The organism is Methylorubrum pseudosasae (genome assembly GCF_029504475.1).
Classification (GTDB): domain Bacteria; phylum Pseudomonadota; class Alphaproteobacteria; order Rhizobiales; family Beijerinckiaceae; genus Methylobacterium; species Methylobacterium extorquens.
Genome location: NZ_JAQGDU010000002.1, coordinates 3,169,807 through 3,193,255 on the forward strand (window position 1 = coordinate 3,169,807; position 23,449 = coordinate 3,193,255).

General features: G+C 69.1%; 21 protein-coding genes and 2 pseudogenes. 6 read left to right on the forward strand and 17 right to left on the reverse strand.

Annotated features, from left to right (window positions below):
* Positions 1-215: 215 nt before the first annotated feature.
* The gene (gene phaR / locus M2437_RS15935; protein ID WP_012254707.1) at positions 216-827 is read left to right on the forward strand and encodes a polyhydroxyalkanoate synthesis repressor PhaR; all 612 of its coding nucleotides are present in this window, start codon (positions 216-218) and stop codon (positions 825-827) included.
* 344 nt (positions 828-1,171) lie between these two features.
* The gene (locus M2437_RS15940; RefSeq protein ID WP_277570341.1) at positions 1,172-1,297 is read left to right on the forward strand and encodes a hypothetical protein; all 126 of its coding nucleotides are present in this window, start codon (positions 1,172-1,174) and stop codon (positions 1,295-1,297) included.
* An 82-nt stretch (positions 1,298-1,379) separates the two neighbouring features.
* Here M2437_RS15940 and rpmF read toward each other — a convergent pair whose 3' ends face one another.
* The 4 genes from rpmF to M2437_RS15960 form a co-directional block, all read right to left on the reverse strand.
* On the reverse strand, positions 1,380-1,568 hold the full coding sequence (gene rpmF / locus M2437_RS15945) for a 50S ribosomal protein L32 (protein ID WP_003601373.1): 189 nt from the start codon (positions 1,566-1,568) through the stop codon (positions 1,380-1,382).
* A 157-nt stretch (positions 1,569-1,725) separates the two neighbouring features.
* Positions 1,726-2,598 (reverse strand): transglycosylase SLT domain-containing protein, encoded by an 873-nt coding sequence (locus tag M2437_RS15950; RefSeq protein ID WP_253388022.1) that lies wholly within the window; start codon positions 2,596-2,598, stop codon positions 1,726-1,728.
* Positions 2,599-2,845: 247 nt separating this feature from the next.
* The gene (locus M2437_RS15955) at positions 2,846-3,649 is read right to left on the reverse strand and encodes a Cof-type HAD-IIB family hydrolase (RefSeq protein WP_253388023.1); all 804 of its coding nucleotides are present in this window, start codon (positions 3,647-3,649) and stop codon (positions 2,846-2,848) included.
* Between the two features lie 8 nt (positions 3,650-3,657).
* Positions 3,658-4,200, reverse strand: a complete 543-nt coding sequence (locus tag M2437_RS15960; RefSeq protein ID WP_253388024.1) for a gluconokinase — start codon at positions 4,198-4,200, stop codon at positions 3,658-3,660.
* 306 nt (positions 4,201-4,506) lie between these two features.
* On the opposite strand from M2437_RS15960, the gene M2437_RS15965 reads away from it, so the two are divergent.
* The gene (locus tag M2437_RS15965) at positions 4,507-5,673 is read left to right on the forward strand and encodes a polysaccharide biosynthesis/export family protein (protein WP_253388025.1); all 1,167 of its coding nucleotides are present in this window, start codon (positions 4,507-4,509) and stop codon (positions 5,671-5,673) included.
* Positions 5,670-6,377: a phosphorylase gene (locus tag M2437_RS15970; RefSeq protein ID WP_253388026.1), complete on the forward strand. Its 708-nt coding sequence runs from the start codon at positions 5,670-5,672 to the stop codon at positions 6,375-6,377. The genes M2437_RS15965 and M2437_RS15970 overlap by 4 nt, the downstream gene beginning before the upstream one ends.
* 198 nt (positions 6,378-6,575) lie before the next feature.
* Here M2437_RS15970 and hpnH read toward each other — a convergent pair.
* Positions 6,576-7,740 (reverse strand): annotated as a pseudogene (hpnH, locus tag M2437_RS15975) (adenosyl-hopene transferase HpnH).
* A 747-nt stretch (positions 7,741-8,487) separates the two neighbouring features.
* Between hpnH and M2437_RS15980 the strand changes: the two are divergent.
* Complete coding sequence (locus M2437_RS15980) at positions 8,488-11,136, forward strand: MMPL family transporter (protein ID WP_015823609.1); 2,649 nt, start codon at positions 8,488-8,490, stop codon at positions 11,134-11,136.
* 28 nt (positions 11,137-11,164) lie between these two features.
* Here M2437_RS15980 and M2437_RS15985 read toward each other — a convergent pair whose 3' ends face one another.
* The 6 genes and pseudogenes from M2437_RS15985 to M2437_RS16010 form a co-directional block, all read right to left on the reverse strand.
* Positions 11,165-11,668, reverse strand: a complete 504-nt coding sequence (locus M2437_RS15985; protein WP_253388027.1) for a hypothetical protein — start codon at positions 11,666-11,668, stop codon at positions 11,165-11,167.
* Between the two features lie 243 nt (positions 11,669-11,911).
* The gene (gene hpnK, locus M2437_RS15990; protein ID WP_253388028.1) at positions 11,912-12,754 is read right to left on the reverse strand and encodes a hopanoid biosynthesis-associated protein HpnK; all 843 of its coding nucleotides are present in this window, start codon (positions 12,752-12,754) and stop codon (positions 11,912-11,914) included.
* Between the two features lie 129 nt (positions 12,755-12,883).
* The gene (hpnJ, locus tag M2437_RS15995; protein ID WP_003601712.1) at positions 12,884-14,308 is read right to left on the reverse strand and encodes a hopanoid biosynthesis associated radical SAM protein HpnJ; all 1,425 of its coding nucleotides are present in this window, start codon (positions 14,306-14,308) and stop codon (positions 12,884-12,886) included.
* A gap of 58 nt (positions 14,309-14,366) precedes the next feature.
* Positions 14,367-15,563 carry a bacteriohopanetetrol glucosamine biosynthesis glycosyltransferase HpnI gene (gene hpnI, locus M2437_RS16000; protein WP_253388029.1) on the reverse strand — a complete coding sequence of 399 codons (1,197 nt, stop codon included), beginning with the start codon at positions 15,561-15,563 and terminating at the stop codon, positions 14,367-14,369.
* Positions 15,564-15,746: 183 nt separating this feature from the next.
* Positions 15,747-16,372 (reverse strand): annotated as a pseudogene (locus M2437_RS16005) (MlaC/ttg2D family ABC transporter substrate-binding protein).
* Positions 16,363-17,496 carry an HpnL family protein gene (locus tag M2437_RS16010; protein WP_041357976.1) on the reverse strand — a complete coding sequence of 378 codons (1,134 nt, stop codon included), beginning with the start codon at positions 17,494-17,496 and terminating at the stop codon, positions 16,363-16,365. The pseudogene M2437_RS16005 and the gene M2437_RS16010 overlap by 10 nt, the downstream one beginning before the upstream one ends.
* 211 nt (positions 17,497-17,707) lie before the next feature.
* Here M2437_RS16010 and M2437_RS16015 point away from each other — a divergent pair, with 211 nt between their 5' ends.
* Positions 17,708-18,901, forward strand: a complete 1,194-nt coding sequence (locus tag M2437_RS16015; RefSeq protein ID WP_003601705.1) for an amidinotransferase — start codon at positions 17,708-17,710, stop codon at positions 18,899-18,901.
* A gap of 191 nt (positions 18,902-19,092) precedes the next feature.
* Here M2437_RS16015 and M2437_RS16020 read toward each other — a convergent pair whose 3' ends face one another.
* From M2437_RS16020 to M2437_RS16045, 6 genes are all read right to left on the reverse strand, one after another.
* A complete protein-coding gene (locus M2437_RS16020) occupies positions 19,093-19,305 on the reverse strand; it encodes a hypothetical protein (RefSeq protein WP_015951792.1) in 213 nt (70 codons plus the stop codon).
* Between the two features lie 170 nt (positions 19,306-19,475).
* Entirely contained in the window at positions 19,476-20,087 is a 612-nt protein-coding gene (locus M2437_RS16025) for a glutathione S-transferase (RefSeq protein WP_015823601.1), read from the reverse strand.
* Positions 20,088-20,137: 50 nt separating this feature from the next.
* Positions 20,138-21,280 (reverse strand): dienelactone hydrolase family protein, encoded by a 1,143-nt coding sequence (locus M2437_RS16030; RefSeq protein ID WP_253388031.1) that lies wholly within the window; start codon positions 21,278-21,280, stop codon positions 20,138-20,140.
* Between the two features lie 124 nt (positions 21,281-21,404).
* Positions 21,405-21,626: a hypothetical protein gene (locus tag M2437_RS16035; protein WP_003606993.1), complete on the reverse strand. Its 222-nt coding sequence runs from the start codon at positions 21,624-21,626 to the stop codon at positions 21,405-21,407.
* A gap of 92 nt (positions 21,627-21,718) precedes the next feature.
* On the reverse strand, positions 21,719-22,567 hold the full coding sequence (locus M2437_RS16040; protein ID WP_056113665.1) for a metallophosphoesterase: 849 nt from the start codon (positions 22,565-22,567) through the stop codon (positions 21,719-21,721).
* A 35-nt stretch (positions 22,568-22,602) separates the two neighbouring features.
* Positions 22,603-23,220: a cation efflux transmembrane domain-containing protein gene (locus tag M2437_RS16045; RefSeq protein ID WP_253388032.1), complete on the reverse strand. Its 618-nt coding sequence runs from the start codon at positions 23,218-23,220 to the stop codon at positions 22,603-22,605.
* Between the last annotated feature and the right edge of the window lie 229 nt (positions 23,221-23,449).

Sequence of the window (23,449 nt, forward strand, 5' to 3'; positions counted from 1 at the left end):
TACGGACAACATGGGCGGAACGTCGCATAGACGACCGCGCTCGCATGCGCCGGATTCTACGGGGACAGGGATAAATTGCTGTTTTCGCCGCGCCGCGAAAGCCTTAAGGTTGGTTCCGACGAATGTAGAGCCCGGCCTGCGCAGGCGGGCAGCCGATCATGTCGGAGCGTTGAGCTTTGCGCAGACTCATGAGCGAAGCGGGAGGTGTCGCAACGATGGCCGAGAACGGCAGGGCGCATCAGACCGTCATCAAGAAGTACGCCAATCGCCGGCTCTATCACACCGGCACCTCCACCTACGTCACGCTCGAAGACCTCGCGACGATGGTGCAGAACGGCGAAGACTTCATCGTCTACGACGCACGCTCGGGCGACGACATCACCCGCTCGGTGCTGACGCAGATCATCTTCGAGCAGGAGAACAAGGCCGGCGACGACAATCTGCTGCCGGTGGCCTTCCTGCGGCAGCTGATCCGCTTCTACGGCGACAGCATGCGCACGATGGTGCCGAGCTTCCTCGAATTCTCCATGGCCAACTTCGCCAAGGATCAGGACGGCCTTCGCGAGAAGATGGCCCAGAGCTTCGGCCCCTCCGCCTTCCAGCAGGCGCTGCAGGAGCAGGTGCGGGCCAACATGACCTTCTTCGGCGATGCGATGAAGATGTTCACCGGCGGCTTCGGCCCCGGCGGACCGCCGCCGGGAACGATACCCGCTGCACCCCCCGCCCCTGCTCCCGCGCCCGCCGTCAGCGGCCCGGCCGACCTCGACGAGTTGAAGAAGCAGATGGCCGAGATGCAGGCCCGCCTCGAATCGCTGGCGCGCAAGTAGGGCCTCGTCCCGAAGGACGATTGCCGCGCGTCCGGCCGGACGACGTCGGCGAGAGGGCGAACCCGCGCCCTCTTTTACGCCCAGGGCATCATCTTTTTCCGAAAGCCGGCAGCCACCGTTCGGGATGATGCTCCGGCAGCGCGAGACAGATCGTTAAGATCCGGTTAACGTCGGCCCCAGCTTTGCACGAGAACGCGTGCGAGGCCGGAGGTTTGACGCGAATGGACCGTTTCGAGACCGATTGTGCCGATCGGGACCATGTCGTCCGTCCGGACTCGTCCTCGCGCGCCCTCGTTGCCGAAACGCCCAGCGACGCTGGTCCCCGCATCCGGGGGCGCCGCCCGATGGCGGGCTTTCTGACCCAACTGATCGTCAGCGCCGACCCAGCCTTGCGGCCCGCACGCCTCGAACGCACGAAGGCCGCAACCGCGCTCTACGCGCGGAATGCGGCCTTCGCAAAACGGGCCTGACGGCCGGTTCTTCACATCGCTGGCAGGACACCCGCTGCGCCGCCGCAGCCCGAGAAGGGCGGTCGGCGCTCGGGCGGTCGCCTTACGCCTCGGCGGACTTCACCTTCAGAACCTGACGGCCGCGGTACATGCCGGTCTTCAGGTCGATGTGGTGCGGACGGCGCAGTTCGCCCGAGTCCTTGTCCTCGACATAGGTCGGGGCCTTGAGGGCGTCGGCGGAGCGGCGCATGCCGCGGCGGGAGGGGGAGGTCTTTCGCTTCGGAACGGCCATGGGAGTGTACCTCAGGCAAAAAGGGCGCCCAAGGCATCCTCATGTCTGAGGATCGCCGATGGCACCGCGTTGAGTAACGGAGATTCGAGGCGGGCTGTATAACCGCAGGAACGGCGACTGGCTAGAGTGCCGGTTTCTCTATGGACAGGCCATCGCCTCAGGGCGTGACGGGGGCGGCCGAGGCCTCCCGGATCGGGGCGGGCTCGGCGGGCTTGCGCGCCGCGATGGCGATCGTCGGACGCGGGATCGCCGCGAGCACGGTCTCGGAGGGGCGGCGCGGCGGCAGCGGCACCTCGACGGCGTCCGCGGCGGCCATCGTCGGCACTGCCGCAGCCTGCGGGGCGGCGGCTTGCTGGGGAGCGGCCTGCGGCTGCGGAGCAATGGGCTGCGCGAGGCTCGCCACCTGCACGGGCTCGGCGGAGAGTGCGGTCGGGCGGCGCGGCGGCAGCGGCACCTCGACGGCGTCGGTCGGGCCAGGGCCCGGCGCGGCGTAAGCCAGCGCCTGCTGGGCACCCACGGCGGGCGTGCTGCCGCGCAGGGCGAACATACCGTCGAAGCCGTTCGCAGACCGGGCATTCGCACCGGCGGGGGCGGTGGCGACGATCGTCGTGCCCGCGTCATCCGGCGGGGTGGCGTCGATGCCGAGGCGCTTGGCGGCGTAGTAGTAGCCGCGATTGTAGTAGCGGTAGGCCTGCTCCAGGTCGCCCTTGGCGGCGCGGTAGGCGCCGGCGAGATAGGCGATGCCGTATTTCAGGTTGATCTCGGGATTGTAGAGCCCGGCCGCATCGCCGGTATAGCCGAGGCCGCGGGCGGTGGCGTGCTTGATCTGCATCAGGCCGAGCGCCGAGCCGCCCTTGGCGCGGGCGTTGTAGTTGCTCTCCCGCTTGACCACGCGATGGACGAACGCCTCGGGCACCTTGTTGGCCCGCGCCTGCTCGGCGATCAGCGCATCGATGTTGTCCCGTGCCGCCTCCTGGGCGAAGGCCGACGCCGGGGCGGCGGCAAGAAGGGCGGCGAGGACAAGACGCATGGGGGACCCGGTCGTTTTCGGTGCCGCGCTCCATCTCCCGTTGGCCGGCGCCCGGCTCTCGAGAGAGGGCGGGTGCCGCGGGAGCCGGGCGAGGGTCACTCGTTACGGCTCAGTTTGTTTCTCCTGGGTCGGGGCCAAATGAGGCGGGAACGTGGAGTCCGGGCAAATCCCTGCGGATGCCGAGGACTGTGGCGCCGGCCCTGTCGCAGATGGGGCACAGCCCTCCGCCCGGCGGCAGGTGCCGATTTCAGGCGTCGCCGAACACGAACCGGTTGATCGCGCGGGCGAAACCGTCCTCGTTGTTGCCTGAAGTCACCGCGGAGGCCGCCTGCCGGACCGCGGGGGCGGCGTTGCCCATGGCGATCGACAATCCGCTCTCCCGGAACAGGGCGATGTCGTTGGCCGCATCGCCCAGCGTGGCGATTCGCTGCCGCGGGATGCCGAGCTGCCGGCCGAGATCGGCGACGAAGCTGCCCTTGTCGATGCCGGGCGGCGTCACGTCGAGGTAGTAGGGCTGCGAGCAATGCACGGCGGCCCGCCCCTCCAGCTCCGCCGCGAGCGCCTCTTCCAACCGCGCGAGCCCGGCATGGTCGCGGCTCACGCCGACGATCTTGGCCGCCCGGCCGAGCAGCGGCGACAGGTCCGGCACGACGCTCGGCTCGGTCTGCAAGGTGCGGCGCTCGAGATCGGTATAGGGGGCTTGGTCGTCGCGCAGGTTCCAGGCGCCGTCCGCGAACACCCAGAGGTCGATCCCGGCCGCGTCGAGGCGCGCGGCCGCCTCGCGGGCAACCGATTCGGGGATCAGCCGCTCCGAGATCGGCCGGAGGTCGGGCGCACAGACGGTGCTGCCGTTGAAGGCGCCCAGCGGCAGCCGCAGGTCGAGCGCCTCGGCGAGATGGAGCAGGCCGACCGGCGGGCGGCTGGAGGCCAGGGTGAAGCCGATCCCGGCGGAGCCGAGCCGCCGCACCGCCTCGATCGCAGCCGGGGTGAGCCGCTTGTCGTCGGTGACGAGCGTTCCGTCGATGTCGGAGACGACGAGGGCGATGGCCATGCTTTCTCCTATGCGCAGATGTCGCCCGCGGGGATGTCGAGACGGGTGGCGACCGCCGCGACGATGGCGTCGGGCCCCTCCTCGATTCCGACGGTGATCGGATCTTCCTCCGGGCCGGGTGGTTCTAGGGCGGCGAACTGGCTGTCGAGGAGCGAGGCCGGCATGAAATGGCCGTGCCGCGCCCGGATCCGGTCCTGGATGACCGCCCGGCTCCCTTCGAGGAAGACGATGCGCACCCGCTGGGGATCGCCGATCAGGGCCCGGCGGTAGGCCCGCTTGAGGGCCGAGCAGGCGACCACGGCGTTCTCTCCGGCCGCGATTCGCGCGTCGATCCAGGCGCGGATGCGGCCGAGCCAGGGCTGACGCGCCGCGTCGTCGAGCGGGTGCCCGTCCTGCATCCAGGCAATGCTCTCGGGCGTGTGGAAATCGTCGCCGTCGGCGAAGGTCCAGCCGAGCCGCTCGGCCAGCAGCGCGGCCACCGTGCTCTTGCCGGAGCCCGAGACGCCCATCACCACGAGGACGGTCGGGGCGGAGGATCGGGGAACGGTCATCCAACGCCTTGAAGGAGCGATGTGGGCCTGCGCCGGACGCCCCTGCCCCGTCGTGGACCGGGCGGCGCCGGCTTGGCCGGACGCAGACAGGTAGCGGACCTGAGCGCCAGGACCATCCTCCGGCCCTTCTCCGCCCTGGCCACCGATTCGATCGGGCCTCGCCTGCGATGAGGGCGGGATCAGTGTGGGCTGCGGGGATAGGCGGCCCCGTTCGGTGCTCCCCAGCCCGGTGTGGCGGCCTCGCCACGGACAGCTTGGCCTGTTTCGGCTAACCACCCCGATGAGAAAAACCGTCAGGCGGCCTGAATGCGCGCTCTAGCCATTGCTCTCCTCACCGCCACGGCGGTGTCGGGGTGCTCCATCCTGCCGGCCGCGGGGCCGACCACCTCGGCGATCGAGAGCGGCGCCGACGTCGCCACCGCCGAAGGTCTGTTCGCCCGCTACGAAATCATCGACATCACCCCCGCCCTCGTCGAGGCCCTGCGCACCCGCCCCCTCGACAGCCTCCTCGTCACCTTTGGCGACCATCGCCCCTCGGTCGAGCCGGTGATCGGCGTCGGCGACTACGTGTCGGTGCAGGTCTGGGAAGCCGGTTCCGGCGGCCTGTTCTCCGGCCCGCTCGTCTCCGACCGCTTCTCGGCCGGCTCGAAATCCGCGATGATCCCCGAGCAGGTGGTTGGGCCCGACGGCGGCATCACCGTTCCCTATGCCGGCCGCATCAAGGTCGTCGGACGCCGCACCCAGGACGTTCAGGCGCTGATCGAGACCGAACTCGCCGGCAAGGCAATCCAGCCGCAGGTGCTCGTCTCCGTCACCAAACCGATCTCACAATCGGCCACCGTCACCGGCGAGGCGGCCATGGGCATGCGCGTGCCGCTGTCGGGCCGCGGCGACCGCCTGCTCGACGTCATCGCCCAGGCCGGTGGCGTGCGCACCCCGGTGGCCGAGACCTTCGTGCGGCTGTCGCGCGGCAACCGCACCGTCACCGTGCCGATGACCACGGTGGTCGCCAACCCGCGCGAGAACATCTTCGTGCGGCCGAACGATACGCTGACCCTAGTGCGCGATCCGCAGACCTTCCTGGCCGTGGGTGCGCTCGGCAACACCACCGAGGTGCCGTTCACGGCGGACGGGCTGACGCTGTCGCAGGCGCTGGCACGCGCCTCCGGCCTGCGCGAGTTCCAGGCCGATCCGGCGGGCGTGTTCATCTTCCGCTACGAACCGGCGGCGGTGGTGCGGCGGCTGCGGCCGAACTCGCCGCTGCTGGCCTCAGGGCAGGTGCCGGTGGTGTACCGGGTGAACCTGCGCGACGCGCAAGGCATGTTCCTGACCCAGAGCTTCCGCATGCGGAACCGCGACCTCGTCTACGTGTCGAGTTCGCCGTTCGCGGAGCTCGGCAAGGTGCTGGGCGTGTTCTCGACCGTGGCCTCGCCCATCGCGGCGGGCGCCTCGATCTACACCGTCACGCGGTGATCCAGGACCCGGTGGTGTCCGGCGCGGTGACGGGTGGAGCAATCCTCGCGGTCGCGGGATTGGCCCGCGAGGCCCGCATCGCTGCCGGGCCAGGCGTCGAGACGATCCAGGCCGGCGGCAACTCCGAGCGGTTGCGGGCCGCGCTCGACCGGCGGTCTCCCGATGACCTGCGTGCGGTCGTCAGCTTCGGAATTGCCGGGGGGCTCGATCCTGCCCTGCGGCCGGGCGACATCGTCGTCGGCACGCATCTCGACGCGGACCAGCGGTTCCCCGCCGATCCTGAGCTTGTCCGCCGCCTGTCCGAGCGCCTGACCGGCGCGCCGGATCGCGTCGTCGCGGGCAGCCTCGTGGGCTCCGCGGTCGCGGTCATGACCGTTGCCGACAAGGCGGCTTTGCATGCGCGCACCGGCGCCCTGGCCGTCGATATGGAATCGCATGTCGCCGCCGCCTACGCCGCCCGCCACGCCCTCCCCTTTGCGGCGATCCGGGTGGTCTGCGACCCCGCGGGACGTGCCCTGCCCGCCTTCGCCGCCTCGGCCCTGACGCCGGAGGGCGAACCGGACATTCGGGCGGTGCTCGGCGCGCTGCTGCGCGGCCGCGCCCGGATCGGCGAGCTGATTCGGCTCGGCCGCGATTCCTCGGCGGCCTTCGCGGCGCTGGCCCGCTGCCGGGCCCGGCTCGGACCGGGTCTCGGGCTGCTGTAAGGCCGCCTTGCGAGCCGCCCGCTCGCCCTTCCCTCTTCCGCGACGGCCGTTCCGTGAGGGGCGCTCAGCCGCCACCATGGCTGTGGCGCGCCCGCTTTCCGCGAGACGAGCGTTTTTCCGCGCGACGCCGTTGAAACGAAAAGACCCGCGCGGCCGGTGCCGCGCGGGTCTCTCTTGGTAAGCGGGGAAGCGCGTCGCTCAGGCGGCGGTGCGCTTGCGGGCTTCCTGCTTGGTGTCGACGCCCGAGGCTTTGATCTCGGACAGCTTCTGGGCGACGTTGCGGGAGAAAACGAACTCGGCCGGGCGCTGGTTCTCCAGGGAAGATCTCCGGCGCCATGTCGCCCTCGGTCTTGATGCCGCGGATCGCGTGGATCAGCGGCTTCCACGGCTTCTTGACCGAATCGACCACCGAGGATGCCTCGTAGCCCGAGTGGACCATGCAGTCGGCGCACTTCTCGTAGTTGCCGGTGCCGTAGGAGTCCCAGTCGGTCTCTTCCATCAGCTCCTTGAAGGTCGCCGCGTAGCCCTCGCCGAGCAGGTAGCAGGGCTTCTGCCAGCCGAACACAGTGCGGGTCGGGTTGCCCCACGGGGTGCAATGGTAGGTCTGGTTGCCGGCGAGGAAGTCGAGGAACAGGCCCGACTGCTGGAAGGTCCACTTCTCGCGGCCCTTCTCCTTGCCGTGCCGGAACACGCCGCGGAACAGGTCCTTGGTCGCCTTGCGGTTGAGGAAGTGCTTCTGGTCCGGCGCGCGCTCGTAGGCGTAGCCGGGCGAGACGGTGATGCCGTCGATGCCCATGCGGGTCACCGAATCGAAGAAGTCGGCGATCTTGTCCGGCGAGGAATTGTTGAAGAAGGTGCAGTTGATGGTGACGCGGAAGCCCATCTCCTTGGCCTTCGCGATGGCCGCCACCGCCTTGTCGTAGACGCCGCGCTGGCACACCGAGCCGTCGTGCATCTCCTTGTCGCCGTCGAGATGGATCGACCAGGTGAAGTAGGGGCTCGGCTTGTAGTCCTTGATCTTCTTCTCAAGGAGCAGCGCGTTGGTGCAGACGATCGCGAATTTCTTCTGCGCGATGATGCCCTGCACGATCTGCGGCAGATCCTTGTGGAGAAGCGGCTCGCCGCCGGCGATCACGACCACCGGTGCACCGCACTCGCGCACGGATTCGAGCGCCTCGTCTACCGGCAGGCGCTTGTTCAGGATCTCGTCGGGGTAATCGATCTTCCCGCAGCCGGCGCAAGCGAGATTGCAGCGGAACAGCGGCTCCATCATCATGACGAGCGGGTAGCGCTTCCGCCCCGTGATGTGCTGCTTGAGGATGTAACCGCCGATCTTCGCGACGTACCGTATGGGGATTCCCAAGACGCGGCTCCTTGGATGCGCGGGTTCCGGACTTAGCCGGGCTGCTTAGCGTGAGAAGGACAGAAGTTCCAGCGCATTAGGCTGGAACTGTTCCGAGAGGGCGCGCTTTGAGCGCGATTTCGAGAGAGTGTGTCGTGCCGGTCTCGCGGCCGGACTGCGGCTTCGGAGATGAAGCCGGTGGTCGCGCGATCCGAACCGGGAATGATCGTCTGATTTCCGCATTCTGCGGCAGATTTTTGACCGTTCCTCTGCACGGACAAGCCGCAAGGGGCGAAACGGGGCGAAACACGTTCACGATTTCTCGCACGATGTCCCGTGCGGCGTCCGCTACCCCGTCATGAAGCCGACATCGTTCGGAATGCTTGTGCGAAGCGATATCGTCGCGCAATCCGGTTGCAGTGCGCAATCGCACCGCCGCCGCCGGATCGGACCGGTTTGCCGGGCCGCGTTGCATTCCCCCGCTGGGACAAGTAGGTAGCGCGCCAACGACACGAATGATCGGCGTGGAGTCTTTATCGAGCTCTTCGCGCGGTCCGTGTTCGACGGGCAGGGTCCGCCGGCCGTCGGCGCCCCTCCCGGTTTCTCGCTCGCGAGGGCCACGTCCCGCGGGCCAAGACGAGGATCGATTCGGCGCGTCGCCGCCTGCTGAGGACGCCGCGTCCTGTGTCGCGGGGAGGACGGGACTTCGGCGTCCCGGCCCGTCGTCACGCGGGGACAGGCCGGATCGTTAGGCAGACAGGGTTTTACGTGATCGAACGTCTCGTCGCGTTTTCCGTCAGGCGCCGCTGGCTGGTACTGGTGGCTGCGGCGCTCCTCACGGTCGCGGGCGTGGGCGCGGCCGCGCACCTGTTCCGCATCAACACCGATGTCGAGCGGCTGATCGAGCCGAGCGTCTCCTGGCGCAAGGACGAGATCGCCTTCGAGAAGGCGTTCCCGCAGCGCACGAATCTCGTGGCCGCGGTGATCGACGGCGAGACGCCGGAGATCGCCGAGGAGGCCGCCGCACGCTTCGCCGAGGCGCTCAAGGCGCACCGCTCCGAGATCGAGACGGTGTACCGGCCCGACGGCGGCCCGTTCTTCGACCGCAACGGCCTCCTGCTGATGTCGCAGGAGGAGTTGGAGCAGACCACCCAGCGCCTGATCGAGCAGCAGGGCCTTCTCGGGCCGCTGGCGGCCGACCCGTCGCTGCGCGGCGTGATGCGGGTGCTCTCCCTCGGCGTGAAGGGCGTGAAGAGCGGCGACGCCAAGCTCGAAGACCTCGCCCAGCCGATGGAGCAGATCGACGGGACCCTGCGAAAGGTGCTCGACGGGCAGCGCGCCCGCATGTCGTGGCAGACCCTGCTCGCGGGCGGGCGCAGCGAGACCACGGACACCCGTAAGTTCGTGATGATCCAGCCGGTGCTCGACTACAACGCGCTGGAGCCGGGCCGCGAGGCGACCAAGCTGATCCGGCGCCTGGCCGCCGAGCAGAACATCGACGCGGCGCACGGGCTGCGCATCCGACTGACCGGGCCGGTGGCTGTGGCCGACGACGAGTTCGCCACGCTCGCGGACGACGCCTTCCTCAACTACTCGCTGACGACCGCCGCCATCGTCCTGTTCCTGTGGCTGGCTTTACGCTCCGGACCCCTCGTGATCTCGGTTCTGATCACGACCTTCGCGGGTCTCGTGGTGACGGCCGCCCTCGGGCTCATCATGGTGGGCGAGCTGAACCCGATCTCGGTGGCCTTCGCCGCCCTGTTCGTGGGGCTCGGCATCGATTTCGGCATCCAGTTCGCCGTGCGCTACCGGGCCGACCGCTACGAACTCGGCAGCGTCGATGCGGCGTTGCGCGGTGCGGCGCGCGGCGTCGGCTGGTCGCTGACGCTCGCGGCGGTCTCGCTGCTCGCCGGCTTCTTCGCCTTCCTGCCCACGCAGTTCCGCGGCGTGTCCGAACTCGGCCTCATCGCCGGCGTCGGCATGATCGTGGCCTACCTGTTCTCGCTCACCCTGCTCCCGGCCCTGATCGCGGTGTTCAACCCGCGCGGCGAGAAGCGGGCGGTCGAGACGACCTGGATGGCGGGCGTCGACCACTGGATCATCGAGCACCGCAAGTGGGTGCTGATCTTCGTCGGCGTGATCACCGTCGCCGGCATCCCGCTGCTCTTGAAGCTGCCCTTCGATTCCAACCCGATGCATCTTCGCAGCCCGAAGGTGGAGTCGATCGCGACCTATCTCGACCTGATCAAGGACCCGGCCACCAGCCCGAACTCGATCGATGTGCTGGCCCCGAACGTCGATGCGGTCCCTGCCCTCTCCAAGCGCTTGGAGGGGCTCGACGCGGTCGCCAAGGTGATCTCGATCGACACCTTCGTGCCGCGCGATCAGGACCAGAAGCTCGCCACGATCCAGGAGACGGCGCAGCTCCTCGCCCCCGCCCTCAACCCGGCGCGCAAGCCGCCGCCGCCGACGGATGCGGAGAACGTCAAGGCGCTCAAGGAGACGGCCGCGGCTCTGAAGACCATCGCCAACGGCGATTCGGCCGGCGCCAAGGCGGCGGACCGTCTGTCGGGCACCCTCGACACCCTTGCCGCCGCCCCGGCGGAGAAGCGTGAGGCCGCCAGCGTCGCGCTGACCACCGATCTGAAGACCCTGATGAGCCGCCTCTCCGGGCTGCTCGATCCGAAGAAGATCACCCTCGACAACCTGCCCAAGCCGCTGAAGGCCGAGTGGGTGACGAGCGACGGCCGCGCCCGCATCGAGGTCCACCCGAAGGGCGACTCGAACGACGACGAGGTGCTGCGCCGCTTCGCCAAGGAGGTGCAGACGGTCGATCCCCACGCCACGGGCGCGCCGATCGCCACGACCGAGTCGAGCTACACCATCCTCGGCGCCTTCGTGCAGGCGGGTCTGACGGCGCTCGCGCTGATCTTCATCCTGCTCTCGGTCGCGCTGCGCAAACCCTGGGACGTGGCGATGACGCTCGGCCCGCTGGTGCTGGCGACCCTGTGGACGCTGATGGCGCTCAAGGTCATCGGCATGCCGCTGAACTTCGCCAACATCATCGCCCTGCCGCTGATGCTAGCAGTCGGTGTGGCCTTCCACATCTACTACGTGATCGCGTGGCGCGCCGGCGTCGTCGACATGCTGGCCTCCAGCCTGACGCGGGCGATCTTCTTCTCCGCGCTGACCACGGGCACCGCCTTCGGTTCGCTGATGCTGTCGAGCCATCCCGGCACCGCCAGCATGGGCGAGCTGCTCGCGCTGTCGCTGTTCTTCACGCTGATCGCGGCCTTCTTCGTGGTCCCGGCCTTCCTCGGGCCGCCGCCGAAGCAGCCGGATGCCGAGCGCCCCGAGGGCAAGGAAGCCGGCCGCCCGCCGGGCACGGTCGCCCGCGAGCACGCGACGGTGAAGTAGCCGGACCCGTCCGGTTGGCGGTTCGGCGTCAGTCGCCCGCCAACCGGGCCTGGATCGCCTCCAGGATCCAGGCCTCGCGGGTCTTGCCCGCCTTGGCGGCCGCGGCATCGATCTGCAGCGACAAAGCCGGCTTGACCGGCAGGCTCAGGATGAACGCGGTCTCGCCCTCGTTCGGGCCGGGGGGATCGTAGACGAGGCTCGTCAGAGCGGAGGCAAAGCGCCGGACCGCCTCGCGCTGGCGGTCGAGCGTCAGGCTCTCGTCCCGGGCGACGAGCGGACAATACGCGGCGACCGCGCGATCGACGATGACCGTGCGCGGCACGCCCTGGGCCCTGAGACGCTGTATGGCGGATGCGAGCGCCGTGCCCGCCTTCGTCTCGGTTTGCGGCGAGACGATCGCTTGGGTGAGGACGGCGTCGGCCTCCGGGTGCGGCGCTGACGGTGGGCCGCAATCCAGCCCGGCGGCTGAGGCGGCTGTGCCCGCCAAGCCCGCTGCGACGGCAAGGGAAACGAGGGCGGCGCGTCGTCTCATGGATCGGCGTTCCTCACGGCTTCGAAGCGGTTTTCGCGGGGCCATGCCGCGCGGTTCCGGCCCCTGCCGAGGCGGCCGCCTTTGCCCCGCTCCGCTTGGACGGGGCCGGGCCGTCCGCGGGCTTCGGCTCTGGTCGGAGGATGCTCTCCAACACAGCGACCGGCGTTGATTTCGATCAGCGTGGAAGCACCGTCGCGCCTGAGTCGGTCCCCGTGAGCCGGGCCGGCTGCGCGCTGCGGACGCCTATGGCAGGAAATCTGAGAAGCCGCCCAGGATCGCTCCGCCCTGCTCGGCGGCCTCCCGCGCCTGCGGCGCGATCAGCGCATCCCGCTCCGCGGCATATTGGTAGCCCGGGGCCTCGCCGGGGAAGCCGCCTGCACGCGCCGGGTGGGTGTAGAGTTCGGTAAGCCCGTCCGGCAGGTGGCGCAGCAGGGCGGTGACGCGCTCCGGGGTCATCGCGCCGGACCAAGCGAGGCCGAGGGTCCGGGTCGGGATCAGCAGGCCGGCCTGCCGGGCGCGCACGGCGAGGAGCGCCGCCCACGGCGCCGTGTCGAGAGCGGGCTTGGCCTGGAAACCGGGCTCCGCGCGCCGCAGCAGATCGCGCGGCTCGCGCGGCACCCGCAGCGCCCGCATCCCGTAATCGCGGCCGATCCGCAGCACCATTCCGGCGATGAGCGGGTGGATGTGGAAATGCTTGTGCGCGTTGACGTGGTCGAGCGGCAAGCCGGTCGCACGGAACGCCTCGAACTGCGCCCGAATTTCGGCGGCGAGCTGCCGCCGGGCGCTCGCCTTGAGAGCAAGGTCGAGTCCGAGCCGCTCCATGTCGCGCCGCATCAGCCCTTGCGCGTCCGTCAGGTCAGGAAGCTCGGCGGGCGACAGGGTCGGCCAGGCCTCGACCAGCACGAGGTGCAGCCCGACCCGCAGGGACGGCGTGCGCCGCGCGCGGGCGACGGCGTCGGCGGCGCCGGGCGCGGAGACCATCAGGCTCGCGGCGGTGAGGATGCCGTCGCGATGGGCCTGCTCGACGGCCTCGTTGACCTCGCGGCTGAGGCCGAAATCGTCCGCAGTGACGACCAGTCGCTTCAAGCTCTGCCCCTGTCTCGGGTGTCGAGAGGGCAAGCCCTCTCGCGGGTCCAGGGCGGAGCCCTGGAAGCAGGAAAGGCCGGGCGGGTGCCCGGCCTTTCCTGTTTACTCAATGGAGCCGGCGGCTCAGCGTTACGCGGCGGCCTTGCGGTCCCGGAGGAAGTGCCAGAACTCGACGCCCTCGCGTAGGCGGCGCTTCATCATCTCGGGCGAGCGGACCATCTCGTTGACGATCGAGGCGATCTTCGGAGCGCGGAAGTAGAACTTCCGGTAGAACTCCTCGACCGCGGAGAAGATCTCCGAGTGCGACAGGTGCGGGTAGTGCAGCGGCGCGATCTGCACGCCGTTCTCGTCGACGAGCTCGGCGTTCTCGACGTCGAGCCAGCCGTTCTCCACCGCCTGCTTGTAGAGGAAGGTGCCCGGGTAGGGCGCCGCCAGCGAGACCTGGATCGTGTGCGGGTTGATGCGCTTGGCGAACGCGATCGTCTCCTGGATCGTCTCCTTCGTCTCGCCCGGCAGGCCGACGATGAAGGTGCCATGGATGGCGATGCCGAGTTCGTGGCAGTTCTTGGTGAACTTCTCCGCGACTTCGACGCGCATGCCCTTCTTGATGTTGTTTAGGATCTGCTGGTTGCCGGACTCGTAGCCGACGAGCAGCAGGCGCAGGCCGTTGTCCTTGAGAACCTTCAGGGTCTCGTAGGGCACGTTGGCCTTGGCGTTGCAGGACCACGTCACGCCGAGCTTGCCCAGCTCGCGGGCGATCTCTTCCGCGCGCGGCAGGTTATCGGTGAAGGTGTCGTCGTCGAAGAAGAACTCCTTCGTCTGAGGGAACTCCTTCAGGCAATACTTGATCTCTTCGATGACGTGCGCGACCGAGCGGGTGCGGTAGGTGTGCCCACCAACGGTCTGCGGCCAGAGGCAGAAGGTGCAGCGGCTCTTGCAGCCACGGCCCGAGTAGAACGAGATGTAGGGGTGCTTCAGGTACCCGATGAAGTACTTCTCCATCTCGAGGTCGCGCTTGTACACGCTCGTGACGAAGGGGAGCTGGTCCATGTCCGTCATGATCTCGCGGTCCTCGTTATGGACCACGACGCCGTTGGCATCACGATAGGACAGACCCTTGATCTCCGACATCGGCACGCCGTCGGCGACTTCCTTGACGGTGAAGTCGAACTCGTTGCGGGCGCAGAAATCGATGCAGGGGGCCTGGGCCATGGAGCCGGCGGCATCCACCGCGACCTTGGCGCCGATCAGACCGGCGATCAGCCGCGGGTTGGCGGCCTTGAGCGCCTCGACGGTCTTCACGTCGGACTTGAAGGACGGGACCGAGGTGTGGAGCACCACGAGGTCGAAGTCGTTGGCCTGGGCCACGATCTCTTCGAGCTTGATGTTGTGCGGCGGCGCGTCGATCAGCTTCGAATTCGGCACCAGAGCCGCCGGCTGGGCCAGCCAGGTCGGGTACCAGAACGACTTGATCTCGCGCTTAGCCTGGTAGCGCGAGCCGGCGCCGCCATCGAAGCCGTCGAAGGTGGGGGCCTGCAGGAAGAGCGTGCGCATGGGGTTCAAGGCCTCAAGGCTCGAGCGTTGATCTGTAAAAGGGCGAATGGTTTGAAGCTTAGACCGAAGTCGCGCGCGACTCGCGACCGAGGCCGTGCTCCGGAATCAGCGTACCGTCCGCAACCACACGGTAATCGTGACCTTTCCATGTCACCGCACCCGAGACGAAGCTCCAGGTGAAGTTGATGAAGGACAGCATGTCACGTATCGGCAACAGCCAGTAGGCATGGGGGCTCAGCCCGAAGGCCCGCTCGATGCGCAGGCACAGCAGGATGCGGCAGGTAAGGGCCAGGGCCGCGACCGCGAGCGCGCCGGAGCCGGCGCCGGGCATCAGCGCGGCGAGCAGCGCCAGCGGGAAGGCGTGGGTCACGACCGATCCGGCATAACCCTTCGGATCGACGTTGCGGATGGTGCGGTTCCAGCGCAGCTCGTGCCGCCACAGGCCGGACAGCTCGGTATCGACGCAGGCATGCCCGATGGTGAGGGCGGGAATCGCCACCGTGCCGCCCTCGGCGCGCAGGGCTTCGCCGATCGCGTAATCGTCGGCCAGATCATCCTTGAACGCGCGGAAGCCGCCGATGCGGGCCAGCGATTCGGCCGTCATCGCGATGGTCGAGCCGAAGCAGGGCCGGGCGAGATCGAAGGTGGTGCCGAGGATGACGTTGGGCACGAACTGCACGTCGATGGCGAGCGCCGCGAGCTGGGCACACAGGCCCCGGTCGCCCGGCACGCCGTGGTAGAGGCAGGTCACGCCGGAAACGCCGGGCTGCGACAGGGCGGCGGCGACGCGCTCGAGATAATCGGGCTTCACCGACATGTCGCTGTCGGCCAGCACCACGACGGCGTGGGCGATCCGCTCCGAGATGTTGATGAGGTTGGAGACCTTGCGGTTCGAGCCGTGCTGGCTCGGATCCACCACGAGGTCGAGGCGCAGGGCGGGATGGGCTTCACGCAGGCGCTGCACTACGGCAATCGCCGGGTCGGCCGCGTTCTGGACGCCGAAGACGATCTGCACCGGGCCGGCATAATCCTGGCGGCAGAAGCTTTCGAGGTTCTCGAAGAGGTCCGGCTCCAGGCCGCAGAGGGGCTTGAGGATCGTCACCCCGGGGCGCGGCGCATCGGCCGCGAGCGCGGGCGACGGCCGCGCGGCGAAACGGTCGACGAGCCAGGCCGCGAGCAGGGCATAGACGCAACCGGCGAGCGCCATCAGCAGTAGCACAGATGCGATCCAGGCCGGCAGCTCGTTCAGATCCATGGCGCGGCGTTGCTCGCTGCTGTCTTGGGGCGGGGCCGCGGGCGGCGGTCTGAAGACGGTGAAGCCTGGACGCCGCCCCAAACGGGTCGCGGTCGGCTCCAGGCGTTGTCGGTGGTCTCGTTCCTGCCGAATCGATGGTTGGTTCTGCCCGGCGGAGCGCTTCTCAATCCCTGGTCTCTGGCCCTACTCTCTGGGCGAGACTTTGGCGGCGAGCATCCCATCGGTGCGTTCGCGCATAAATTTTAGCAGGCCGTCGGCACCACCCTTGAGCGGGTCGGCGAAACTCGCCCGCATCGAGGCGACCTCACTGACATTGCCGTTGAGCAGCACGTCCTGCACCTTGTTGCCGGCGTTGACGACGTAATCGACTTCGGAATCGTCGCCGTCCTTGTTCGAGACGCGGGTCGAGACGACGCGGTTGGGCCCGCGCTCCTCGCTCTTGGGCTCGATCTGGAACTTGCCGCCCGCCGCCTGCGAGAGGCGGTTGGCGTAGAGCGTGACGAAGTACTTGCCGAAGGTCACGGTCAGCGCGTCCTGCTGCTCGGGCTTGAACGTCTTCCACTTCGGCCCGACGGCGGTGCGCACCATGGCGGGCGTGTCGAAGGTCTCGGCCAGGGTCTCGCCGACGATCGCCAGCGCCGGCTCTTGAGGTCGCCCGCGCCGTTCTTCAGCGCCTCTTCGAACTTGGCGTAGAGGCGCCGGATCGGCGCCACGGCCGGATCGTCGGCGGCCCGGACGGGGTGCGGTGTCGCCGTGAGGGCGAGCATCGCCACGGCGGCGGCAAGGAGGCTGCGGCGGTTCAGGCGCACTTCTGGAGCGCTCCAGCTTCGTTGTCGGAGGAAAGGGGGGCAGGGTTCCGGGCGGCGGAGAAGCCGTAGGCCGGGGCGAGCGGGGTCGCGCCCGAGCGTCGGCCGAGCCGTGCCCGGATCGCGCCAAGCCCCTCGCGCACCGTCTCGGTGCCGTCGGTTTCGGCAGGCGCCGCGCCTTTGCGCTCCATCAGGTTCCACAGGGCGAGGCTCGGCAGGCCGACGGCGAGATCGGCGACGCGCTTGACCAGGGAGAGGGCGAGCGCGGCTTCCACCGGGATGCCGAACAGGGCGCCCAGAGCGATCAGGCCGCCCTCCTGGGCTCCGATGGCGCCGGGCACGACGAAGGCGGCGCCGCGCACGGCCTGAGCGAGGCTCTCGATCACCAGCGCATCGAGGAAGCTGATGGAATAGCCCATCGCGTTGAGGGCGATCCACACCTCGACGGTGCCGGCGACCCAGCCGAGGAGGTGGATCAGAAGCGCCGCGCCGACGCGGGCGCGGTTGCCGTAGAGGCGGCGCAGGTTCTCGAAGAGCACGTCGATCGCGCCGAGCGCGCGCCACTCGCGGCCGGCGGCGAAGCGGCTCAGCGCGGCTTCGATCAGGCGGTGACCGCTGCGGCGCTGGATGACGTAGAAGGCGGCCAGCGCCGGAATGGCGATCAGCACGCCGCCCGCGACGGTGCGCACCATCGGCCCGTCGCCGGTGATCTGCATCAGCAGGAGAAGCCCGGCGATGGTGAAGATGAGCTGCGTGACCGCCTGGGTCATCAGATCGACGAACATGCTGGCGCCGGCCATGCCGCCCGGCGTACCGCTTCGGGTGAGCAGGCGCGCGCCGATGAGGTCGCCGCCGACCTGTGCCACCGGCAGGAGCGTGTTGATGCCCTCGCGCACGAAGCGCAGCGAGATGCAGTCACGCAGGGTCGGCCCGGCGCCGCGGGGGAACACCGCGTACCAGCCGAGGCCCGCCCAGGCGACCGCTGCAAAGCGGGCGAGCACGACGGCGAGCGTCCCCCAACCCGCGCTGACGACCGCGGCGGTGACATCGGACACGCCGGAAGACAGGAACAGCGCGAGCGCCGTGCCCAATCCAACGATCGATGCCAGTGTTGTGAGACGCTTCATCAGCCTCTTTCGATCATCGGCGAAGGCTTGTGTTGTCGAAATCCCACCCGAGGCGACCATCGAAGCTTAGCCGGTGGTGGGAAGCGTTCCGGCAGGTTGCAGCTTTGATCTGCCCTGTCTATCACCCGATTGACACACCGGGGAGCAAAGCGGCGCCCGCGGTGGACGCTGGCGACGATTACCGCGAGATGCCGCTTCTAGGGAGCCTCAAATGGATCGCGAGCCGCAGATCACGGCGGATTCCGCCTTGGTCAACGACGCCTCGTCGACGGGTTTTTCACAGGGCTACGAGGGTCGTGACGAGCGGGGAGGACAGTCTCCCGCCACCCGCAGCCCCGTGATGGCCTGGAACGAGTGGGATCCGCTGGAGGAGGTGATCGTCGGCTCGCTCGACGGCGCCACGATCCCGACCCATCACCTCACCGTGATCTTCAACCTGCCGCGGGCGGCCCAGCCGTTCTACCGCTTCGCCTCCGGCTGGAAGTATCCGAAGTTCATGAAGAAGCTCGCGCAAGCCGAGCTCGATAACTTCATCTCGATCCTGGCCGGCGAGGGCGTGAAGGTGCGCCGCCCGGATACGGTCGACTTCTCGAAGAAGTTCAAGGCGCCGCGCTGGACCTCGCGCGGCTTCTGCGTCGCCTGCCCGCGCGACCCGTATCTCGTGATCGGTGACGAGATCATCGAGAGCCCGATGTGCTGGCGCTCGCGCTACTTCGAGGGCGATGCCTACCGCTCGCTGTTCAAGGAATATTTTCGCAATGGCGCGCGGTGGACGTCGGCCCCGCGCCCTCAATTGACGGACGATCTCTACAACTACGATTATCGGGTGCCGAACCTGAAGGCCGGCGAACCGATGCAGTTCACGGTCAACGAGTTCGAGCCGGTCTTCGACGCGGCCGACTTCGTGCGCTGCGGCCGCGACCTGTTCGTGACCCGCTCGAACGTGACGAACCTGATGGGCATCGAGTGGCTGCGCCGCCACCTCGGACCGGGCTTCCGCATTCACGAGATCGAGAGCCGCTGCCCGCAGCCGATGCATATCGACTCGTCGTTCATGCCGCTCGCGCCCGGCAAGGTGCTGGTCAACCCCGACTACATCGACGTCGAGAAGCTGCCGGCGGTGCTCAAGAAGTGGGACGTGCTGATCGCCCCGCGCCCCGACCCGGTCGAGGGCTTCATGAGCAAGATCTCGATGTGCTCGCCCTGGACCTCGATCAACGTGCTCGCCATCGACGAGAAGAAGATCGTCGTCGATCAGAGCCAGCCGACCCTGATCAAGGCCCTGAAGGATTGGGGCTTCGACCCGATCCCGGCGCCGTTCCTGTCCTACGGCCCGTTCGGCGGCTCGTTCCACTGCGCCACGCTCGACGTGCGCCGCCGCGGTGTGCTGAAGTCGTACTTCTAGGAAACGGCCCTGCCCGGCAGCGGGCGGGGCCCTTCATCGATCCGGAGCCTGCCGCGAACGCCTCGCGGCAGGCTCTTTTCGTTTCAGGCTGCGGTCGTGCTCGCGGATCGCGCGCGTCGGCGACGTGATCCAGACACGTAGCGGTGCAGGATAAGCCTCTCGGCCGGAACGGTTTTACCCGCTGAGGCGGTTCACTCGCCGATGAATTTTCCGGGCAGACGCATTGCCCGCCGGTAGGTCGTCCCGGCGAGCGCCAGCGCGCCGCCGTATTGCAGAAAGCCGTTCTCGGCGAGCCCGTCCGGCGCGAACGGGGCCTGGAGCGCGAGCCGGGTCAGCGCGTTGAGCGCGATGATCGCGAGGCAGAAGACGGCGGACGCGAGCGAAGCGGCGACGAAATCGGGCATGGTGGGCCTCCCGGCAGGGACGGTCCAAGCTTAGCAAGGGCCGAGCCAGCCTGAAGACGGGGAGAGGCCAGAGCCGTCTCCGACCTGATGGCATCAGGTCGGCGTCTCTCGGTCTATGGTTCAACGCGCTTTCTTTCGCCGAACCGGCGTCCACTTCGTCGGAAAGCGCTCTATCCGGCGGGCGGGCGCGTCGCCACCATGGAGGGCCGCTCCTCGAAGCGGGCGAACCACGCGGCGAGCCGGGGCGCGTCGTCGCGCCAGGCAATGTCGGAGAAGCGCAGGTCGAGGTAGCCGAGCGCGCAGGCGAGCGCGATGGTGCCGATATCGACGCGTTCGCCCGAAGCCTCCGCTTGCTCCTCGAACCACGCCAGCGCGCTCTCGATCTTGGCGGTCTGCCCCTCGATCCAGGCGGCCGAGCGCTCGGATTCGGGGCGCGCGGTCAGCTCGTAGCGGATCAGCAGGGCCGCATCGAGCACGCCGTCGGCGGTGGATTGCTCGTTGAGCGCCCGCCAGCGCGCGTCGCCCCCAGCCGGGAACAGCCGGCCGCCGGCCTCTGCGTCGAGATACTCGCAGATCACCCGGCTGTCGGCGAGACTCTCGCCGGAGTCGAGGATCAGGGTCGGCACTTGCGCCAGCGGATGCTGCGCCAGCACGGAGCGGTCGCGCTTGACCGGGTGGACGGCGCTCGGCAGCAACTCCAGCCGCTCGGCGAGGCCGAGTTCGTGGGCGACCACCATCACCTTCCGCACGAAGGGCGAGCTGTGCGAGTGGAACAGCTTCATCGGCTTGTCGGCATCCTTTGAGGTTTCGGATCGGGACGGGAAACGGGCGGTCAGCGCTGCACGGCGGCAGGTGTGCCCGGCACCTTCGGCATCTCGACGCCGAGGCGCTTGACCGGCCAGCCGTCGCCCCAGCGGCGCATGTCGCTGAAAGCGGGATCGTTCTTCAGGCTCTGGGCATCCTTGCCGGCGAAGGCAGCCGTCGCCGCCATGTCGAAGGTGCGCCAGAAGGCGAGGAAATCGAGGCTGTCGGCGCGGGCATTGTTGATCTGCGAGACCAGGGTCGTCTGCTCGCCCGAGAGCGCCATGTCGGCCGACCAGCGGAAGGGCGGCGGCTTCTCGCCGGGCGGATCGGGCGGCAGCTTGATCGCGCCGCCGTCATAGGCCGCGTCGAGCCCGGCGGGCGAGGCAAGCGTCGCGGTCAGCGCCGGGAAGCCGTGGTCGTCCGAGAGCGCCCGCACCAACAGCTTGCGCTCGGGCGGTACGGAATGGGCGTCGCGCAGGATGCGCCGGGCGGCGGCATCGGCGGCCCGCGCGTCGCGGTCGCCGATCACCGTGACCAACAGGGTCTTGGGCGAGATGCCGTCGAGATCGCCGAGCGGGACGCCGCGGGACTTGGCGTCCCGGGCGATGCCGCCGGGCATCACGACGTAGACGAGCTTCGGCACCGGCAGGCCCTCCTGCGCGGCTTCCGCCGCGAGATGGGCGGCGAGCGGCGCACCCGCCAGATGCCCGATCAGGGCGAGGCGGCCCGTATCCGGCTTCGCATCGGCGTCGCCTGCGAGATCCGCCAGCGCGGATTTCAGCAGGCGCGCGGCGATGGCCGGCGCGTCGGAGGGTCGGGTGCGGTTCACCTCCTGGAAGCGGGGAAACAGCACGAGCCAGCCATGGCGGGCGAGGTGGTCGATCCAGGCGCCGTAGGCCTGCGGGTTCGGCGCGCCCCAGGCATGCAGGAACACCGCCACCGGCCGCCCGCCCTCGGGCGCCGGACCCGCCTTGTAGAAGGCGTAGGTCGCTGCGCTCGCCTTGCCGACCGCGCGCTTGGTGATGGTGGCAGCCTTGTCGCCGACGCCGCCCGGTCCCTCCGTCGGCTGGGCCGGGGGCGCGGCGGCGAGGACCGGCCCGGCCACGGACAGGGCGGCCAGCATGCCCAGGGCGGGCCAACGCAGGGCGGCAAGTCCGGATTTCGGGCGCATCAATCTCTCGACGATCGGCGAAACACTGTGCCGATCCCCTCCGCTCACGTGAATTTCAGGGCTCGACCGCGCCTGAATAGCAGATTCCGGCGCGGAGGCGACGCCGGAGAGGCAACGGTCCAAGCTATTCGCGTTCCTTCACCCGGCGGCACTCGGTCTTGAGGTAGCTCGTCTTGCCGACTTCGTCCCTCAGGTCGGTGCGGGCGATGATCTCCTGCCAGCCGTTGGTGCAGCCGAGCTCGTTCGCGACGCGGACCTTGCGCACCTCGCTCGCCCGCTCGTCGTTGCAATCCTGCTGCGGGATGCCGTTGGCGCAGACGAGCACGACGGCGATGAAGGCGTTCATGGCGAATCTCCCGTTTTTTGTTGGCTTTTCCCGCCTGTGGCGAGCCGGAGCCTTACGCACGAAGCCGGCGTCGGGTTTCGTCCGTGAGATCGCTATCCCACCGCGACGATGAGATCGTTGCGAAACGTCTTTCCCTCCACGGGGTTGGCGAGCCAGCGGGTGCGCCCGATCCGCAGATCGTGCCCGGCGTGGAAGTGGCCGGAGATCCAGAGATCGGGACGGTCCGCGTCGGGCAGGTCGTCGAGGATGGTGGTGGCGTAGAAGGCCGGCACCCACCACGGCACGCCGGGGCTGTCGCGGAACGCGTCGGCGGCGAGCGGGCTCGGCGGGTGGTGCGTGACGGCGACCGTGGGGCCCTGGTGCGGTTGGGCCAGCGTTTCGAGGAAAGCCGCCCGCTCGCGCAGATGGGCCTCCATCGCGTCGGCCGGCGACCAGGGCTCGCGGTCGGCGCGGCGGATCGAACCGCGATACTCGCGCGATCCGGTGACGGGATCGGTCATCCGCGCGGCCGCATAGGCGACCGGGTCGTCGGGCCGGTCGGGCGTGTCGTCGGTGAGCCAGCGCCCGGCGAGCGACCAGTCGCTCCACAGCGTCGTGCCGACGAAGCGCACCCCGCCGATCACCGCCGCCTGCCCGCCCTGGAGCAGGTGGATGCGGTGACCCAGACCGTTCAGCCGGGCGACTTCGCGTTCGAGCGCGGCGAGGAGTTCGGGCGCGGTGCGCGGGTCGCCGGTCGGGGCGTAGTGCTCGTGGTTGCCCGGCACCAGCACCACCGGCCGCTCGCCCGCCAGCGCCAGCACCGTGGCGAGCCCGGACTCGGGCTGGCCCTCATGCAGGTCGCCGGCGCAGACGAGCACGTCGAAGGCGGCCGCGGGCGGCGGGATCATCTCCGGGCGGCGGCGTTCGAGATGCAGGTCGGAGAGGGGAAAGAGGCGCAGCACGGCGTCCGTCGGTTCGAGAGAGAAGTCGCAAGGCGTCAGGCGCGGGCCTGCGCCGTCTCCTCGGCCGCGGCGCGCCATTCGCGGCGGGCGGCCTTGAGCACGTCGAAGGCGGAATCGGCGTTGATGACGGCGATGCCCCCTGCCGCCACGAGGTCGGGCCAGGGCGAGAGGGTCAGCGCGGTGGCGGCTCCCGCGATGATGATCGCGACGTTGGCGGCGACATCGTTGCGCGCGGAGAGGTAGGCCGCGCGGGTGAGGCTGCCATGGCCGTCGCGGTGGCGGGCCAGCATCAGCGCGCAGGCGAGGTTGACGAGAAGCGCGCCGAGGCCGGTCAGCGTCAGCGGCACGGGGGCCGGCGCGGTGAAATCCGAAAACTTCTCGTAGGCCGCCCAGGCCGTGGCGAGGCCCGGCACCAGCAGGATGCCGGCAAGCAGGGTGCCGAGCCGCGCCCGGTTGCGCACGCTCCAGCCGATCCCTGCAAAGATCAGCAGGTTGATCGCGGCATCCTCCAGGAAGTCGAGGCTGTCGGCGATCAGCGCCACCGAGCCAATCGCCAGCGCCACGACGATCTCGATGCCGAAATAGCCGAGGTTCAGCGCCGCCACACGGGCGACGACCGGGCGCAGGCTCGGCGAGGGCGGCAGACGAGGCACCGGCGGGTTCCCGAGGGTGGGATAAGCGTACCTCGCAAAACTCCCGATCACCGATCGTCTGCCCTCTGGGCAAGGCGGCGCAGCGGGAGTTTTGTGAGAGACACGCGGGCGGGCCGGTGATGGACCGAGGCGCCCTGCCCTGTCGAGGCCCTTCCCGGCGGCGGGCCTCTCGGCCCATTGTCCGGCTGGATTTGCACGCGCGGCTGTGCAAGGCGAAAGATCTGCCAAA

Bases quoted from the DNA above. Each gene is read 5' to 3' on its own strand.
- phaR (WP_012254707.1), top strand. From the start codon at position 216: ATGGCCGAGAACGGCAGGGCGCATCAGACCGTCATCAAGAAGTACGCC.
- M2437_RS15940 (WP_277570341.1), top strand. From the start codon at position 1,172: ATGGCGGGCTTTCTGACCCAACTGATCGTCAGCGCCGACCCAGCCTTG.
- rpmF (WP_003601373.1), bottom strand. From the start codon at position 1,568: ATGGCCGTTCCGAAGCGAAAGACCTCCCCCTCCCGCCGCGGCATGCGC.
- M2437_RS15950 (WP_253388022.1), bottom strand. From the start codon at position 2,598: ATGCGTCTTGTCCTCGCCGCCCTTCTTGCCGCCGCCCCGGCGTCGGCC.
- M2437_RS15955 (WP_253388023.1), bottom strand. From the start codon at position 3,649: ATGGCCATCGCCCTCGTCGTCTCCGACATCGACGGAACGCTCGTCACC.
- M2437_RS15960 (WP_253388024.1), bottom strand. From the start codon at position 4,200: ATGACCGTTCCCCGATCCTCCGCCCCGACCGTCCTCGTGGTGATGGGC.
- M2437_RS15965 (WP_253388025.1), top strand. From the start codon at position 4,507: ATGCGCGCTCTAGCCATTGCTCTCCTCACCGCCACGGCGGTGTCGGGG.
- M2437_RS15985 (WP_253388027.1), bottom strand. From the start codon at position 11,668: ATGAGACGACGCGCCGCCCTCGTTTCCCTTGCCGTCGCAGCGGGCTTG.
- hpnJ (WP_003601712.1), bottom strand. From the start codon at position 14,308: ATGCGCACGCTCTTCCTGCAGGCCCCCACCTTCGACGGCTTCGATGGC.
- hpnI (WP_253388029.1), bottom strand. From the start codon at position 15,563: ATGGATCTGAACGAGCTGCCGGCCTGGATCGCATCTGTGCTACTGCTG.
- M2437_RS16010 (WP_041357976.1), bottom strand. From the start codon at position 17,496: ATGAAGCGTCTCACAACACTGGCATCGATCGTTGGATTGGGCACGGCG.
- M2437_RS16015 (WP_003601705.1), top strand. From the start codon at position 17,708: ATGGATCGCGAGCCGCAGATCACGGCGGATTCCGCCTTGGTCAACGAC.
- M2437_RS16020 (WP_015951792.1), bottom strand. From the start codon at position 19,305: ATGCCCGATTTCGTCGCCGCTTCGCTCGCGTCCGCCGTCTTCTGCCTC.
- M2437_RS16025 (WP_015823601.1), bottom strand. From the start codon at position 20,087: ATGAAGCTGTTCCACTCGCACAGCTCGCCCTTCGTGCGGAAGGTGATG.
- M2437_RS16030 (WP_253388031.1), bottom strand. From the start codon at position 21,280: ATGCGCCCGAAATCCGGACTTGCCGCCCTGCGTTGGCCCGCCCTGGGC.
- M2437_RS16035 (WP_003606993.1), bottom strand. From the start codon at position 21,626: ATGAACGCCTTCATCGCCGTCGTGCTCGTCTGCGCCAACGGCATCCCG.